15 protein-coding genes and 1 pseudogene are annotated in these 14791 nt (G+C 69.8%); 3 read left to right on the forward strand and 13 right to left on the reverse strand.

Annotated elements, in window-relative coordinates:
- Nucleotides 1-237 precede the first annotated feature (237 nt).
- Genes AB0M59_RS25700 through AB0M59_RS25710 form a run of 3 tightly spaced genes read right to left on the reverse strand, consistent with a single transcriptional unit; the run spans nt 238 to nt 3238 of the window.
- On the reverse strand, nt 238-1530 hold the full coding sequence (locus AB0M59_RS25700; protein WP_364619379.1) for an ArsB/NhaD family transporter: 1293 nt from the start codon (nt 1528-1530) through the stop codon (nt 238-240).
- 16 nt (nt 1531-1546) lie between these two features.
- Nucleotides 1547-1993, reverse strand: coding sequence for a CBS domain-containing protein (locus AB0M59_RS25705; protein ID WP_364619382.1), 447 nt, complete (start codon nt 1991-1993; stop codon nt 1547-1549).
- 39 nt (nt 1994-2032) lie between these two features.
- Complete coding sequence (locus AB0M59_RS25710; RefSeq protein ID WP_364619385.1) at nt 2033-3238, reverse strand: cation:proton antiporter; 1206 nt, start codon at nt 3236-3238, stop codon at nt 2033-2035.
- 203 nt (nt 3239-3441) lie between these two features.
- Here AB0M59_RS25710 and AB0M59_RS25715 point away from each other — a divergent pair, with 203 nt between their 5' ends.
- On the forward strand, nt 3442-4812 hold the full coding sequence (locus AB0M59_RS25715) for an amino acid permease (protein ID WP_364619388.1): 1371 nt from the start codon (nt 3442-3444) through the stop codon (nt 4810-4812).
- A 56-nt stretch (nt 4813-4868) separates the two neighbouring features.
- Here the strand turns inward: AB0M59_RS25715 and AB0M59_RS25720 are convergent, their stop codons facing one another.
- From AB0M59_RS25720 to ehuB, 8 genes are all read right to left on the reverse strand, one after another.
- On the reverse strand, nt 4869-5141 hold the full coding sequence (locus tag AB0M59_RS25720) for a hypothetical protein (protein WP_364619391.1): 273 nt from the start codon (nt 5139-5141) through the stop codon (nt 4869-4871).
- Nucleotides 5138-5563, reverse strand: coding sequence for a hypothetical protein (locus tag AB0M59_RS25725; RefSeq protein WP_364619394.1), 426 nt, complete (start codon nt 5561-5563; stop codon nt 5138-5140). The genes AB0M59_RS25720 and AB0M59_RS25725 overlap by 4 nt, the downstream gene beginning before the upstream one ends.
- A gap of 2 nt (nt 5564-5565) precedes the next feature.
- Complete coding sequence (locus AB0M59_RS25730; RefSeq protein ID WP_364619396.1) at nt 5566-6429, reverse strand: universal stress protein; 864 nt, start codon at nt 6427-6429, stop codon at nt 5566-5568.
- On the reverse strand, nt 6426-6851 hold the full coding sequence (locus AB0M59_RS25735) for a hypothetical protein (RefSeq protein ID WP_364619399.1): 426 nt from the start codon (nt 6849-6851) through the stop codon (nt 6426-6428). The genes AB0M59_RS25730 and AB0M59_RS25735 overlap by 4 nt, the downstream gene beginning before the upstream one ends.
- Nucleotides 6852-6938: 87 nt before the next feature.
- Nucleotides 6939-7703 (reverse strand): ectoine/hydroxyectoine ABC transporter ATP-binding protein EhuA, encoded by a 765-nt coding sequence (gene ehuA / locus AB0M59_RS25740; RefSeq protein WP_364619840.1) that lies wholly within the window; start codon nt 7701-7703, stop codon nt 6939-6941.
- Between the two features lies 1 nt (nt 7704).
- Nucleotides 7705-8361 (reverse strand): ectoine/hydroxyectoine ABC transporter permease subunit EhuD, encoded by a 657-nt coding sequence (gene ehuD / locus AB0M59_RS25745; RefSeq protein WP_364619402.1) that lies wholly within the window; start codon nt 8359-8361, stop codon nt 7705-7707.
- A gap of 1 nt (nt 8362) precedes the next feature.
- On the reverse strand, nt 8363-9037 hold the full coding sequence (gene ehuC / locus AB0M59_RS25750) for an ectoine/hydroxyectoine ABC transporter permease subunit EhuC (RefSeq protein ID WP_364619405.1): 675 nt from the start codon (nt 9035-9037) through the stop codon (nt 8363-8365).
- Nucleotides 9038-9049: 12 nt separating this feature from the next.
- The gene (ehuB, locus tag AB0M59_RS25755) at nt 9050-9952 is read right to left on the reverse strand and encodes an ectoine/hydroxyectoine ABC transporter substrate-binding protein EhuB (protein ID WP_364619408.1); all 903 of its coding nucleotides are present in this window, start codon (nt 9950-9952) and stop codon (nt 9050-9052) included.
- 533 nt (nt 9953-10485) lie between these two features.
- Here ehuB and AB0M59_RS25760 point away from each other — a divergent pair.
- Nucleotides 10486-11433 (forward strand): annotated as a pseudogene (locus AB0M59_RS25760) (MFS transporter).
- A 3-nt stretch (nt 11434-11436) separates the two neighbouring features.
- Here AB0M59_RS25760 and AB0M59_RS25765 read toward each other — a convergent pair.
- Nucleotides 11437-11697 carry a DUF3040 domain-containing protein gene (locus AB0M59_RS25765; RefSeq protein ID WP_364619412.1) on the reverse strand — a complete coding sequence of 87 codons (261 nt, stop codon included), beginning with the start codon at nt 11695-11697 and terminating at the stop codon, nt 11437-11439.
- 276 nt (nt 11698-11973) lie between these two features.
- The gene (locus AB0M59_RS25770; protein WP_364619415.1) at nt 11974-12450 is read right to left on the reverse strand and encodes an SRPBCC family protein; all 477 of its coding nucleotides are present in this window, start codon (nt 12448-12450) and stop codon (nt 11974-11976) included.
- 462 nt (nt 12451-12912) lie between these two features.
- Between AB0M59_RS25770 and AB0M59_RS25775 the strand changes: the two genes are divergently transcribed.
- Nucleotides 12913-14688, forward strand: a complete 1776-nt coding sequence (locus AB0M59_RS25775; RefSeq protein WP_364619418.1) for a DUF1996 domain-containing protein — start codon at nt 12913-12915, stop codon at nt 14686-14688.
- Nucleotides 14689-14791: the final 103 nt, after the last annotated feature.

The following is a 14791-nucleotide window of genomic DNA, read 5'->3' on the forward strand; positions in this document are numbered from 1 at the left end:
GGTTGTTGTGCACAACCACCTATCATGGGGCGGGGGGCCGCGCCCCCGGTTGGCCCCCCCCCGCCGCGTCACGACGCCGCTTCCGCCCAGGCTGAAGCCTTTCAGCACCGCGGGGTCCGCGCCCCCGAACCCATGACACGTTCCTCGCTCACGACGGCCACTCCGGCCTGCCGGCGCCGGACTCCACTGTCCCGCACACGCCGCCCGCCGAACCTGACGATTGCCTTGCGATCCCGCTCAGCCGAGCACGAAGTAGCGCAGCCAGAGGTAGGGCGCGGCGATCAGCACGGTCAGCAGCGTGACCTGGGCGCCCTTGCGGGTGAACTCCCAGAACGAGATCGGGCTGCCGGAGCGGGCCGCGATGCCGAGCATCACGACGTTGGCGCTGGCGCCGATGGCGGTCATGTTGCCGCCGAAGTCGGCGCCGAGGGCCAGCGACCACCAGAGCGCCTCCGAGTGCGCCGGGTCCGGGATGTCCTGCGTCAACGCGAGGACGAGCGGGCTCATGGTGGCCACGTACGGGATGTTGTCGATCACTCCCGACAGCAGCGTGGACACCACGAGGATCAGCATCACCGCGAACAAGGCGTTGCCGCCGGTGGCGTCGGCGGCCAGCTTCGCCAGGTTGCCGATCACGCCGGTCTTGACCAGCGCGCCGATCATGATGAACAGCCCGGCGAAGAACAGCAGCGTCTCCCACTCGACCCCGGCCAGGTAGTCCTTCGGTTCGGCCCGCGAAATCAGGACGAGGATCCCCGCACCGAGCAGGGCCACCACGGACGGCTCGATGTGGAACACCGAGTGCCCGACGAAGCCGACGAACACTCCGAGCAGCACCGCACCGCACTTGATCAGCAGCCGGCGGTCGCGGATCGCTTCGCGCTCGTTGAGACGCATCACGTCGGCGACCCGCGCCGGATCCACCGCGAAGGACCCGCGGAACACCCAGCGCAGCGCGAGCGTGAACGCGACCAGTTCGATCGCGACGATCGGCGCCATGTTGACCAGGAAGTCGTTGAACGACAGGCCCGCGCGGCTGCCGATGATGATGTTCGGCGGGTCACCGATCAGCGTTGCCGCGCCACCGATGTTCGACGCCAGCACCTCCGCGATCAGGAACGGCGTCGGTTTGATGTCGAGCCGGTCGCACACCAGCAGCGTGACCGGCGCGATCAGCAGCACCGTCGTGACGTTGTCCAGGAACGCCGACGCGATCGCGGTGATCAGGGACAGCAGGAGCATCACGCGCAGAGGTGAGCCTTTGGCGCGCTTGGCCGCCCAGATGGCGATGTACTCGAACACGCCGGTGCGACGCAGCACTCCGACGATGATCATCATCCCGAGCAGCAGGAAGACGACGTCCCAGTCGATTCCCGTGTCGTGGGAATAGAAGGCGTCCTCCGCGCCGGTCACCCCGAGCGCCAGCACCACCCCGGCGCCGGCCAGCGCGGCGACCATCTTCGGGATCTTCTCGGTGGCGATGAAGACGTACGCGACGACGAACACCACCACGGCGATGACGGTGCTCATCGCCCCGCCCCCGGCCTCAGCTGTGCGTCAGCGCCAGCTCCAGCAGCCGCGACGCCGAGATCACGCCGAGCAGCCGCTTCTCCTCCATCACCGCGACCAGCGGGCACCGCAGGCGGGCCATGATCGCCGCGACCTCCACGATCGTGTCGTCGCCCTGCACCCGCGGCAGCTCCGACGCTTTCTCCGGCAACAGCGACCGGACCGTCTTGCCACTCAGCTTGTCCGCGACCCGGTCGGCCATCGACTCGTCCAGCACCCCGGCCAGCGACGGGTCGTCCTGCACGTACCGCGGCACCAGGAACTGCACGACCTCCGACGCGGGCAGGATCGACTGCGGGCACCCGGTGGCGTCCGTGACCACGATGCCCGGCAGCCGTCGCTCGGCCAGCAGCTTCGCCGCCGCCAGCGCATCCGAGTCCAGGTCCACGACCGGGTACTCCTCGGCCATCTCCACAGCGTGCATCCGCCCAGCCTACGGCGAGCAGTCCGGTTTCGTGCGGCACTACGTGGTGCTCCTGTCGGTTCCTTGACGGCCGGTCGGCAAGTTGTCCGGTGGTTCGAAGCTCAGCGCTTTCGCCACCGGGACGTCGGTCGAGGAGTGCAGCACGATCGACAACGCGATCGTCACGGTGACCAGGTCGAACACCAGCTCGGCGTCGGGGATGCCCGACTGCAGGGCGAGCAGGCCGTAGACGACCGAGGCGAACCCCTTGGGCCCGAACCACGCGGCCGCGGCGCGTTCGCGGCCGGACATCTTCGTCCGCAGCAGCGACAACGCCATCGCAGCCGGCCGGACCAGCACGATCGCGAGCACGGCGAGCACCCAGCCGCCCACACTCAAGTGGCCGAGCCGCTCGGGCGTGACCAGCGCGCCGAACACCAGCAAGGCCGCGAACTTCGTGATCTCCGAGAGCAGGTCACCGAGCGGTTCGAAGTGCTCGGCGGCCATCTTGTCCATCGTGGCCAGCGTCGACCCCGCCGCGAAGGCGGCCAGGTACGGGTTCGCGTGGGTCAGGTGGCACGCCGCATAGAGCATCACCGCGATGGCCAGCGGCCCGAGGGCCTGCAACCGCGGCTCGGCGGTCAGCACCTTCAGCCGCCACGCCAGCGTGACCACCGCGGGGATCGCGATCCCCAGTACCAGGCCCAGCACCAGCTCGATGCCGACTTTCCCCAGGTCGGAGTCGGCGTGCGCGGCGGTGGCCAGAAAGATCAGCACGAACGGCAGCGCCAGGCCGTCGTTGAGCCCGGACTCGACGTTGAGCAGCCGCCGCAGCCGCAGCGGCACGTCGTCGCGGCCGACGATCGCGGCCGCGAACACCGGGTCGGTCGGCGAGAGGATCGCGCCCAGCAGCAGGGCCGTCGGCCAGTCCAGCCCGACCAGGAAGTGCGCCGGGACCGCGATCCCGATCATCGTCAGCGGCATACCCAGGCCCAATGCCCGGCCCGACAGACGCCAGCCCTCCCGCAACGCACGGACGTTCGCGCGTTGCCCGTCGGTGAACAGCACCGTGAACAGCGCGATGTCGGCGAGCGCCGTGACCAGCGGGTCGTGCGGAGCGATGGTCACCAGGCCGAAGCCGCCCTGGCCGATCAGGGCGCCGGCGAGCAGGAACAGCAGCGCCGTCGAGAGCACCGTCCGCGCGGCAACACCGGAGAGGGAGACGCTGATGAGCAGGACGACACCGAACGCCAGTACGAGCGCCATCGAAAATCCGTCCTCGAGTCACGTCCTCCGCCCGCGCCGAGCGAAGGGCCGACCAGACTTCCCGGCACTCCACACGTAAAGATGCCGCAAAGATCCGCGCGGGGCAAACCGGGGGCGCATGCCGGGCCCCCAGGGTGGGCATGCCCACACCGCTGGGTTTTCGCAAGGATCCAGCCGCCTGGCTTGACACGGAGGAACCCCGGTTGACACAGCTGAAGGGCCGGCGCACGCCGGCCACGCACAGCCGCGCCGTCTTGCTCTTCGCGTTCGCCTTCGCGGTGATGGCCGACCCGGTGTCTTCGGTCGCCTACGCCATCGAAGCCGCGTTGCGGGCGTTGCGCGGCGACCTCGCCCTCCTGCTTCCCACGATGGCGCTCGTCGTCGCGATCGTCGTGCTCGTCATCGTCAACTACCACCAGCTCGTCGCCCGCTACCCCCAGGGCGGTGGCGCGGCCGCCGCGACCGGGGAAGCATTCGGTGAGGGGACGGCTTTCGTCCCGATCGGCGCGCTGATCGTCGACTTCGTGCTGACGATCGCGATCAGCTCGGCAGCCGGTGCCTCCGCCGTGATCGCGTTCTTCCCGGTCCTCGCCCCGTGGCGGGTCCTGATCGCGGTGCTCCTGGTCGTCGGCGTGGCGGGCGGCACGTGGTTCGGGCACTTGGGGCGCACTGTGTTCGCCGTGATGACGGTGGCGTTCATCGTGCTCACCGTCGCGGTGCTGGTGTCGGCGTTCTTCGTGCCCGCCGCGGCGCCGGCCGCACCCTCCCCCGACCCCGGTCACTCCCCGCTCGTCGCGGTCGCGCTCGCCTTCCCGGTGGCGATGGCACTGGCCACCGGGATCGAGGCGCCGTCCTCGGCGATCGCCCAGCTCGGGCAGCTCGACGACCCGGGTCGCCGCCGCTTCGGCCGGGTGACGCTCTGGCTGACCCTCGGCGTGGTCGGCACGAGCACCCTCGGGCTGACCGCGCAGGCCGTCCGCCTCGGCATCGGGGTCCCGCACGAGAACACCACGCAGATCGCCGAGCTGGCGCGGGCGGCGACGTCGACCCCGGTCTTCGCGGCCTTCCAGCTCACCACCGCGCTGCTGCTGCTCTCCGCGGCGAGCTCGTCGTTCCAGGCCGGGCCCGGCCTGTTCAAGGCGCTGGCCCGGCACCACCACGCCGACGGCACCAGCACCGGCATCCTGCCGTCGTGGCTGGGCCGCACGAACAACCACCACACGCCCTACTGGGGCGTCGTCGTCTTCATGGCCGCAGCCGCGTCGGTCACCGCGGCCGCCGGTGGCCGCGACCAGGAACTGGTGCTCTTCTACGCCGCATCGGTGTTCGTCAGCTTCTTCGCCGGCCTGGCCGCGATGGCGCGGTTCTCCTGGCGGGAGCGCCGGTTCGGGTTCCTGGCGATCAACCTCACCGGGGCCGTCGCGGTGGCGTTCACCCTGGCGGTGAACCTCACCCGCGGCGACCCGGTCGTTTCGATCGCCGCGGCGCTGCTCATCGCCGCCGCGCTGTACTGGCTGTGGGCCCGGTCCGGCCGGCCACGCGGCATCCGCAACGTCGCCGCCGAAGCCGAGTGAGACCGCCGGATTTCAGCGACCCGGCGCACGGAGGACGGCCTCGATCTCCGTGTCGGTCAGCCGGCGTCGGCCGACGTAGTACAGCACCGAGCCGACCGGCAGTTCGCCGTCCCACCCGGGCCGCGACGGCCAGTGCCTCGTTGCTCCCGGTAGGCCATCGCGTGCTCGGCCGCGACCTTCGCCGGCCCGCGTTCGAGACGTACCTGGAATTCGCCGCCCGGGTCGGCGGGCACCGTCAGCCCGGCCGCCCGGACGCGGTGCACGGCCGCCGTGCGACACATCAGTTCGGCGGCCTCCCGCAGCCGCGGCTCCTCCGCCACGGGGGTCAACGCGATCCACGTAGCAGCCCCTCGCTCATCCGCTTCAGGTAGCGCAGCGCCGAGCGGGTGTGCTCGCGATCGCGAGCGACGCCGCCGAACAGCCGGGCGAAGGCCAGCTCCATGAGTCGCGCGTGAAGCCCCGCACGGAACTCCGCCCAGACGTGGGCACGGACCACCGTGCTGTCGTACCCGTAGCGCTCCACGCTCCAGGTGACGCTCTCGGCGACGTCCACCGGCTGCCTCAACCAGCGGTAACGCGCGAACGAACTGCGGTTCAGGACCGGCGCCGGCCGCAGGCAGGAGGTCTCGGCCCGGCGGTTCGCGCCGCCCTCGGCGCCGGCGCCGAGCCATTCGCCCTCGATGCTGCGCAGCGTTTCCCGGACCGCCGGTACCGGGGCGGCGATCACGATCGCCTCTACGTAATCGAACACGGCTACCCCCCGGCCCGGACGACGCTCACCGGGCACGGCGCGTGGTGCAGGACGGACCTGCTCACCGAGCCGCACAACACGCGCCTGAGCGGATTCCGGCGACTGTCGCCGACCACGAGCAGCGCGGCGTGCCTCGCGCGGTCCAGCAACGCCCGCTCGGGGAAGTCCCGGACCAGCTCGTGCTCGAAGGGCACTTCGGGGTAAGCGGAAAGCCACTCCGCCAGCTCGGCCACCATCGCCTCCGACGGGCCGGCGTGCTTGTGGGACCGGCCGGGCAGCGCGTGGACGAGGTGCACCGGAACGGCGTGCCGCCGGGCGAAGTCCAGCGCGAACGCCAGCGCGGCGGAATTGTCGGCTGCCGGGTCGAGACCGACGACCACGGGGTACCGCCCGGTCCCTTCGGCCGGCTCGGCACCTCGGACGACGACGAGCGGCCGCCCGGAAGACTTCGCGAGACCGGCGGTCGTGGACCCGAAAACCGCCCTGCCCAGCGGGCCCGTCCCCGGCGGGCCCACCACCACCATCACCGCTTCGCTCCGGGCGGCGACGCGAGCCAAAGCCGAGCCGGGCACGTCGTCGAGCAGGACCGTCCGCACCTCGAGGTCGGGGTGCGCATGGCCGATCTCCCGCACCGCCTCGCGTGTCTGCGCCTCAGCGTCCTCGCGCAGCCGTTCGGCTCCCCCGCTCAGCGGCGCGAGCGTCACCTCCGGATAACTCCCGCCCAGCCGGCTCCAGTCCAGGGCGCGTGCGACGAGGAGAGCACCCTGCCGGCGATCGGCCTCCTCCGCTGCCCAGAACACGGCTCGCAGCGACTCCCGACTGCCGTCGTACCCGGAGACGATGACCGCCGGCTCCGTCGTGGTCACCGCTCTCCCCGATCGCGCAACGACCGGGCCAGCACGACGATGCCGATCCCCCAGAGCACCAGCACGACGACGCCGGCCGCGACATCGCCGGCGGTGGTGGCCGGCGCCGGGGTCCCGTGGTTGTAGCCGAGGGCGACCGGTGACACCACCAGCCACGCCCCGGCCAGCGGCAGCACCGGACGCCACCCGGGCGCGGTCGCCGGCGCCACGAGCTGCGCGGCCCCGCACACCAGCACGACCGTACCGACCAGCACGTCGTTCCAGTAGCCGTTGAAACCGGCGCCGCTGAGCTCTTGGTCGAGCTGCGACGGGGAAAGCGCCAGCCACAGGCCGGTCAGGAAGGTCAAGGCGTGCACCACGGCCAGCGCCAGGCTGGGCGCGGCCACACCGTGGCTCGTCCGGGGCAAGGTCCGGGTCCTCATCGGTACTCGGCTCCTTTCGTCGCGCGTGCGGCCTCAGCCTCTCGCGGACGGGCGCCGCTGCACCTGACGATCAGCTTGCGATCCGCCTCAGCCGCGTTCGAGCACCGCCTTCAGGAACGTCCTCGTGCGCTCCTGAGCAGGTGCCGTGAACAGCTCTTCCGGCGGGGCGTCCTCGACGATCCGGCCGTGGTCGAACATCAGCACCCGGTCGGAAACGTGCCGGGCGAACTCCATCTCGTGCGTGACACAGAGGATCGTGATGTCGGTGCTCGCGGCGATCTCCTTGAGCACCGCCAGGACCTCGGCGACCAGCTCGGGGTCCAGCGCCGAGGTGACCTCGTCGAGCAACAGCACCTGCGGCCGCATCGCGAGCGCACGGGCGATCGCCACTCGCTGCTGCTGACCGCCCGAGAGCCGCGCCGGGTGGGCGTTCATCTTGTCGGCGAGCCCGACCAGCTGCAGCAGCTGCGCCGCCCGGGCGTCGGCCTCCTCTTCGGACAGTCCGAGTACCCGGATCGGCGCCTCGACGATGTTCTGCCGGACGTTCATGTTCGGGAACAGGTTGAAGTGCTGGAAGACCATGCCGATGCGCTTGCGCGCCGACCGGAAGTGACGCTCGTCGGCCGGGACGAGGCCCCCGTTCTTCACCCGGTGGCTGAGGCACTGCCCGCCGACGTGGACCGTGCCGCCGTCGACCCGCTCCAAGGTCATCAGCAGCCGCAGGATCGTGGTCTTGCCCGAGCCGCTCGGCCCGATCAGCGAGACGAACTCGCCCCGCCCGACGCGGAAGCTCAGCTCGTCGAGCACGACGTGGTCACCGAACCGCTTGACCACCTCGTCGAACCGGATCATCTCAGAGCTGTCCGACACGCCGCTCCACCTTCCGGACGAGGATCGATGCGGGCAGGCTCACCAGGAGGAACAACAAACCCGCGAGGGTGTAGGGCTCGATCACGCGGAAGGTTTCGGCCCCGACCTCCTTGGCGCGGTTGAGCACGTCGAGCACGCCGATGGCGAGCAACAGCGGCACCTCCTTGAACATCGAGATCGTGTAGTTCCCCAGCGCGGGCAGGACCCGCGGGATCGCCTGCGGCAGCACCACGCCCGTCCACACCCGCCGCCGAGGCAGGTTCAGCGCCACCGCCGCCTCCCACTGCCCCGCCGGGACCGCTTCGATCCCCGCGCGGTAGACATCGGCGGTGTAGCAGGCGTAGTGCACGCCGAGCGCGATGACGCCGGTCACGAACCCGGAGAGTTTCAACCCGATCGCCGGCTCGACCAGGTAGTACAGGGTGAAGACCTGGATGAGCAGCGGCGTGCTCCGGATGAACTCGACCACGCCGGCCACGACCGGGCTCAGCACCGGGACGCGGGCGCGGCGCACCAGGGCGAACACGATGCCCAGCGCGTAGGCGAGCACCGAACCGAGCAGGGTGAGTTCGACGGTGACGAGCAGCCCGTCCAGCAGCAGCGGCACCGACGCGGCCGCGCTGTCCCAGTCCCAATCCACGTCACACCCCCGCGATCCGGCGGCCGAGCCGGCGGGCTCCGGCGTGTTCGAGTACCCGCATGCCGTACTTGATCAGCAGCGCCAGTACCAGGTAGAGCACCAGCTCCGTGCCGTAGATCCACACGATGTCCTGCCCGAAGACCGGCCGGAGCAGCTCGCCGCGCTCGGTGATGTCGCCGGCCGAGATGAACGACAGCAGCGCGGTGCTCTTCAGCAGCTGGATGAACAGGTTCGTGAACGGCGGCAGCATCTCGACGACCGCTTGGGGCAGCAACACCCGCCACATCCGCTGGGCCGGCGAAAGGTTCAGCGCGACGGCGCCCTCGTACTGGGCCCGGGGGACGGAGTTCACGGCGCCGCGGACGATTTCCGCGCCGTAGGCGCCGTGGTTCAGGCCCAGCACGAGGATGCCGGCGAACAGCGGCACGAGCTTGAAGCCGACCAGGGCGGGCAGCACGAAGTAGAGCCAGAACAACTGGACCACTTCGGACGTGCCCCGGAAGACCTCGACGTACACCCGGCTGATCGCCCGGAGCACCCGCGTGCGGGAGACCGCCGCCAATCCCGCGGCGAAGGCCAGCACGATCGTGAGGGCGATCCCGCCGGCCGCGGCGGACACCGTCGTCGTCAGGCCCTGCAGGATCGACGGCAGGATCGTGCCGAAGGAGTCAGGCAAGGCGATCTCGCATCACGCGGTGCACAGCTTTTCGGTGGTCACGTCCGGCTTCGGCAGGTTGCTCTCGTCGAACCCGAACGGCGACGCGATCTTCACCCACGCGCCACTGTCGTGCAGCTTCTTCAGCTCGGCGTCGAACGCCGTGCGCAGGGTGTCGTCCTCCTTGCGGAAGACGAAGCCACCGGCCGACACCACCGGTTTCCCGCCGTCCGAGGGCACGAACCCGGGCGTCACCTCGACCGCGGCGGTGGGGTTCTGCTTGACCAGCCACTTGAGCGAGATGTCGGTGAGGGCGGCGGCGTACACCCGGCCGTCGGCGACCGCGCGCAGCATGTTGTCCTGCGTGTCCAGGGTCTGGATCTGGTCCTCGGCCACACCGGCACCGGTCAGATAGCCCTTCTCGACCGCGGCCGAGAGCACCGCCACCTTGACCTTCTTCGCCGCCACGTCTTCGAGCTTCAGCACACCCTGCGGGTTTCCCTTGGGCACGAGCAAAGCCGTGAGCGCCGAATAGTCCGGCGCCGAGAAGTCCGCGGCCTGGCACCGCTTACCGGTGATGTTCATGCCCGCGGCCACCACGTCGAACTGCTTCGCGGCGAGAGCGGGAATCAGCTGGTCGAACGGGACCACGCCGGCCTGGACGCCGTCGATGCCCAGTGCCTTGAACACCGCACGGGCCACTTCCGGCGCCTCACCGGTCGTCTTCCCCGAGCTGTCGGCGAATCCGTAGGGCGCCTCGTTCGCGATGCCGATCCTGATCGTCTTGGCGTCCTTGGCCGCCTGCAACGCATCCTGGCCGCCAGAACCACCCGTGCTCTCACAAGCCGACATCAGCACGCCACCGCCCAGCACGGCCGCCGTGGTGAGCGCCGTCCGCCGCAGCACGTCGCGGCGAGTCCATCCCTCGTGCGTCATTCGCACCCCTTCACGATCCGAGTGGCCACGAACGTAGGGGCGAATTTCCGGCACCACAAAGGAATCAGCTGATGCTGTTACTCGAACGTGACGAGCGAATCCATATTCGACACACCTGATCACCGTCAGCAGCCGAATACCCGACGACAGGAGGTCCACAATTTCAGGGAAACCCCTTATTATTTCAGAATGTCGGGATTTCGGACCTGACGATCACCTTACGATCCACGACCGCGGCAGCACACACTCCGCGGCCCCGGCGAAGCGCTCAAGGCGCTCCTTAGGGGGAAGCTGAGCGACGGAGTGCCGGGAAGCCTGATCGGCGTCGTGCTCGAACGCGAATCGAGGCCGGCGAAATCCACGCCCTGCTCGGCCTCAACGGCGAGGGCAAGACGACCACCACGCGCCCCTGCTGAGCACGCCCGTCCGCCCCGGCGCGCACGCCGTCTGGTCCCGGGTCGGCCACCTCGTCGAAACACCGGTGCACGAGGGCCTTCGCGAGGCCGAGGCGCTGCTTGTCGCCCAGCGACAGCGTGCGGGCGCGGTGCCGGGCGTGGTCGAGACCCACGTTCATCGCCGAGTACGCCCCCGACCGCCGCCGTGGGTTCTTCGGCAGCCGGCTGGAGTTCGGCACGCTGATCGGCTACGCGTTCGGCGCCACCATCGCCACCATGCTCAGCGCGACCCTGCCGGACGACGCCCTGGTGAGCGGGGGGTGGCGGATCCCGTTCCTGGTCGCCCTGCCGCTCGGCGCGGTCGGGCTCTACCGGCGGCAGAAGCTGGACGAGTCCCCCGCCTTCACCGAACTGCAAAGCGACGAAAAGCAGCACGGCACCGCGTCGATGGGAGCCTAGCTGAAGTCGGTGTTCACCACCTACTGGCCGGCGATGCTGCTGTGCGCCGGGCTCGTGCTGACCTGGAACATCGCGAACTACATGCTGACCAGCTACCTGCCGACGTACCTGACCGAGACGCTGCCCGCGCACCGGACCGGCGTCGGCAAGACCGCCTCCGAGATCCTGCAGATCGTCGTCCTGGTCGTGCTGATGCTGGTGATCACCTTCATCGGCCGGCTGTCGGACCGGATCGGCCGCAAGCCGATCGTGCTGACCGGCTGCATCGGGCTCGTCGTGCTCTCGCTGCCCGCGATCCTGCTGATCCGCGCCGGCGGGAACACCGCCACGTTCTTCGGCCTGCTGGTGCTGGGGTTGATGCTGGTGCTGTTCTCGGCCGTGCTGCCCTCGACCCTGCCGGCGCTGTTCCCCACCCACGTGCGCGCCGGCGGCCTGTCGATCGCGTTCACCATCTCGGTGTCGCTGTTCGGCGGCACCACCGCGACCGTCATGAGCGCCCTGGTGGCGGGCACCGGCGACCTGAACTGGCCGGCCCGCTACCTGATGATCGCCGGCGCGGTCGGCACCGTGTGCGTCTTCTTCATGCGCGAGTCCGCCCGGCGGCCCCTGCCGGATTCCCGGGACTGAGGGTCATCCGCGGGTGGTGCGGGCCCGTCGCCCAAGGTGTTCCACGACGAGAACGCCGACCGTCGCGATCCCGGCCATCGTGAGGATCGCGCTGCCGGCCAGGATTCCGGCGGCCAGGGCGCACACCCCGGTCACCGCGAGCAGGACGAAGAACAACCGCCAGGTGGCGAACGGCCGGCGGAAGCGGTCGGCGAGCGTGGGATCCGTGGCGACGAGGTCGGCCTCGATCCGCTCGAGCGCCCGCCGTTCCTCCTCGGACGACATGGGAACCTCCTTCGCTGCGCGAACCCGCAGGAAAAGGGGTGCCCGCCCGCGCCGGCTTTGCCACCGAACCGACGTGGACGTCACCCGAACGTGTCACTCAGCCGGACTAAGGCTCGCTACGCCAAGCTGGACCGGGATCAGCGACCGGACGTGCTCGACACCGAGCGCCTCGATCACCGCGCCCCCGACCATCACAGCCGGCCCCGCAAGTGCAGCCGGCAAACCGGCCACCCGGCGCCGGTCCGCGGTGTCCACCGTCCGCCGTCGCCGGACCACCTAGCGCTCCAGGCCGTTGAGTACCTCGGTCAGCTGCCGCTCGGTGTCGTTGCCGAGCTTCTCGAACACCACCTTGCCCAGCGGAGCCGCGAGCTTCGCGACATCCTCGAACTCCAGCTCGTTGGTGTAGGTGATGCTCGATCCGGACCCGCTGGGGGTGATCTCGATGGTCTCGGTCGACGTGGCGGTGTCGTTGCGCCCCACCAGCACGACGCGGTCGCCGGCGAGCTGCTCCAAGGTGTAGGTCAGCTCGGTGCTGATCCCCGCGATCTTCGAGGTGTTTCGCCACGACGAACCGACCCGGATCGGCCCCGGATCCTCCCGGGTACGGCGTTCCGTGCCGGGGTCCCACTGGTTGGCGTGACCGAAGTCGGCCAGGTAGGGGACGACGACGTCCGGAGCGGGTTCGACGGAGACCCGGGGCGCCCCGGGCTGGAGCGGCACAGCATCCCGGCGGGCGATCGGCGCGCTGTCCACCGACTTCGCCGAGGACTGACCCCGCGGTCAGAGTCCACGCTTCACCCGGCTACACGTACCTCGGTTCACCGTGGTTCAACACATTTCCGAACTATTTCGCCGCCCTCTCGCCCCCTGGACATCGGGACACGCTCAGGTCACGATCTACGCCGTGCCCATCCATCGTTGATCGGCCCCCAAGAATGAAAATAGATCCGCCACCGGGCACAGTTTCATCAGCAAAGAACGGGGTCGTTCGAAAGGAGGCCTATCGAAAGTTTTTCGATTCGCCCACGGCGGAAGCGGATCCACCCATGGCCGGCCGATCCGCGCCACCGCACCGACCACAATGGTCTGGGCTTCGCCCCGGTGAGCGCCGGTCCCGAATCGACCCCGTTCGCGACCGGCCTCGCCGCCCCGATCCACTGAAGTCGGGTCAGTGGACACCGGCCCTTCCGATGCCTTGAACAACGGAGTGACGTCATGCCCGAAACCACGGGAAAGCATCGCATTTCCCGCCGAACCAAAATAGCCACCGGCGCCATCGCGCTCGCTTTGGCCACCGGCGCGCTGGCGGTTTCGACCACGTTCGGCGATCCCGGCAAGGCCAGCGCCGACGAAGCCGACCCGGCGCTCTACATCGACATCCTCAAGGTGGCCCCGAACAACGCCGAACCCGCGAACTCCCGCGGCGCGTCCACCGGCACCTTCACCGTGGACTGCGGACGCAACGAGAACGGGCACTTCAATCCCGACAACTTCGTCGCTCAGCCCGGCATCCGCAACGGCGCGCAGCACCTGCACGACTACGTCGGCAACCTCTCCTCCAACGCGGACTCGAACAACAAGAGCCTCGACGCCGCCGGCACCACGTGCAAGAACGGCGACAAGTCCGCCTACTTCTGGCCGGTGTTGCGCATCGACACCGGAGACGAGGAAAAGAACCCACCGGCCGAGTCGCCCGAAGGCGACCGCGACCAAGCGGCCCAGGCCGCCGCAACCCCGCTGATCACCTGCCCGGACATCGCGAGCAAACTGCCCGCTGTCCCCGACCAGGCGATGGCCGAGGTCGGCCGCAACCTGGAGCTGCTCGACACCCAGCTCGACGAGGCGAACAAGCGCCTGGCCACCAGCCAGGGCCAAGGCGGCCCGGACTTCGTCCGGAACGCCATCCTCGGCCCGCTCGAAGACAAACGCGCCGCCACCATCGACCGCATGGCCATCGCCATCAGCCGCAGCGCCGCGAAACCACAGGGCCTCGGCGCCCTCGCCCCCTGCACGCTCGAGGAACAGGCCGGCACGGGCGGGAACAGCGCGAGCAACGGCGGCGGCGCCCCGGCCGGTGCACCCCAGCAGATCAGCTGCCCGGACGTCGCCGGCAAGCTCCCCACCGTCCCGGCCTCGGCCAAGGCCGAGGTCGACCGCAACCTCCAGCTGCTGAACACCCAGCTCCAGGAAGCGAACAACCGGCTCGCGACCAGCCAAGGCCAGGGCGGCCCCGACTTCGTCCGGAACGCCATCCTCGGCCCGCTCGAAGACAAACGCGCCGCCACCATCGACCGCATGGCCATCGCCATCGGCCGCAACGCCGCCAAACCACAGGGCCTCGGCGCCCTCGCCCCCTGCACCCTGGGTCAGCAGGTCGGCAACGGTGGTACCGGCACGGACGACAGCGGGACCGTCAAGCCGCTGCCCGGAGCGGACGAGAACAACGAACTCCCTGACAACGACGGTGAGATCCAGCGTCCGGCGAAGGTCGGCATCACCTTCCGCGGCAGCCCGGCCGGCCAGGTCACCGCGATGCCGAAGTTCCTCCGGGCGCTCACCGGCGACGCGAAGCCCTCGGTCAACGGGACGAAGAACACCCGGCCCGCGTGGACGTGCACCGGCTTCGAAAACCGGCTGACCGACAAGTACCCGATCTGCCCCGAAGGCAGCAGCGTCGAACGGATCCACACCTTCCCCAGCTGCTGGGACGGCAAGAACACCGACAGCGCGAACCACCGCACCCACATCGTGTTCCCGGACTCGAACGGCCGGTGCGCGGCGGGCTTCAAGGCGGTGCCGCAACTGCGGATCACGCTCGTCTACGACATCCCGCACGACAGCCAGGTCAAGAAACAGTACAAAGTGGACTCGTTCCCGGACGAGAACCACAACCCGCTGTCCGATCACGACGACTTCGCCAACGTCATGTCGCAGCGGCTCATGAACCAGGTCGTCAACTGCGTCAACCGCAACAAGACCTGCTCCGCCTGACCGGACTGAACAGGCACCGGGAGGGCTACCCCATCCGCGGGTGGCCCTCCCGGTGCCCGTCGTACCCGGGTGGCCGGCGTCATGAGGTGAGCTGCCTCCTTGA

The sequence above is a fragment of the Amycolatopsis sp. NPDC051371 genome (assembly GCF_040682155.1).
In the GTDB taxonomy this organism is placed as follows: domain Bacteria; phylum Actinomycetota; class Actinomycetes; order Mycobacteriales; family Pseudonocardiaceae; genus Amycolatopsis.

Coding starts and splice junctions, on each gene's coding strand:
- AB0M59_RS25700 (WP_364619379.1), bottom strand. CDS start 1,530: ATGAGCACCGTCATCGCCGTGGTGGTGTTCGTCGTCGCGTACGTCTTC.
- AB0M59_RS25705 (WP_364619382.1), bottom strand. CDS start 1,993: ATGCACGCTGTGGAGATGGCCGAGGAGTACCCGGTCGTGGACCTGGAC.
- AB0M59_RS25710 (WP_364619385.1), bottom strand. CDS start 3,238: ATGGCGCTCGTACTGGCGTTCGGTGTCGTCCTGCTCATCAGCGTCTCC.
- AB0M59_RS25735 (WP_364619399.1), bottom strand. CDS start 6,851: ATGAGGACCCGGACCTTGCCCCGGACGAGCCACGGTGTGGCCGCGCCC.
- ehuA (WP_364619840.1), bottom strand. CDS start 7,703: ATGATCCGGTTCGACGAGGTGGTCAAGCGGTTCGGTGACCACGTCGTG.
- ehuB (WP_364619408.1), bottom strand. CDS start 9,952: ATGACGCACGAGGGATGGACTCGCCGCGACGTGCTGCGGCGGACGGCG.
- AB0M59_RS25765 (WP_364619412.1), bottom strand. CDS start 11,697: ATGTCGTCCGAGGAGGAACGGCGGGCGCTCGAGCGGATCGAGGCCGAC.
- AB0M59_RS25775 (WP_364619418.1), top strand. CDS start 12,913: ATGCCCGAAACCACGGGAAAGCATCGCATTTCCCGCCGAACCAAAATA.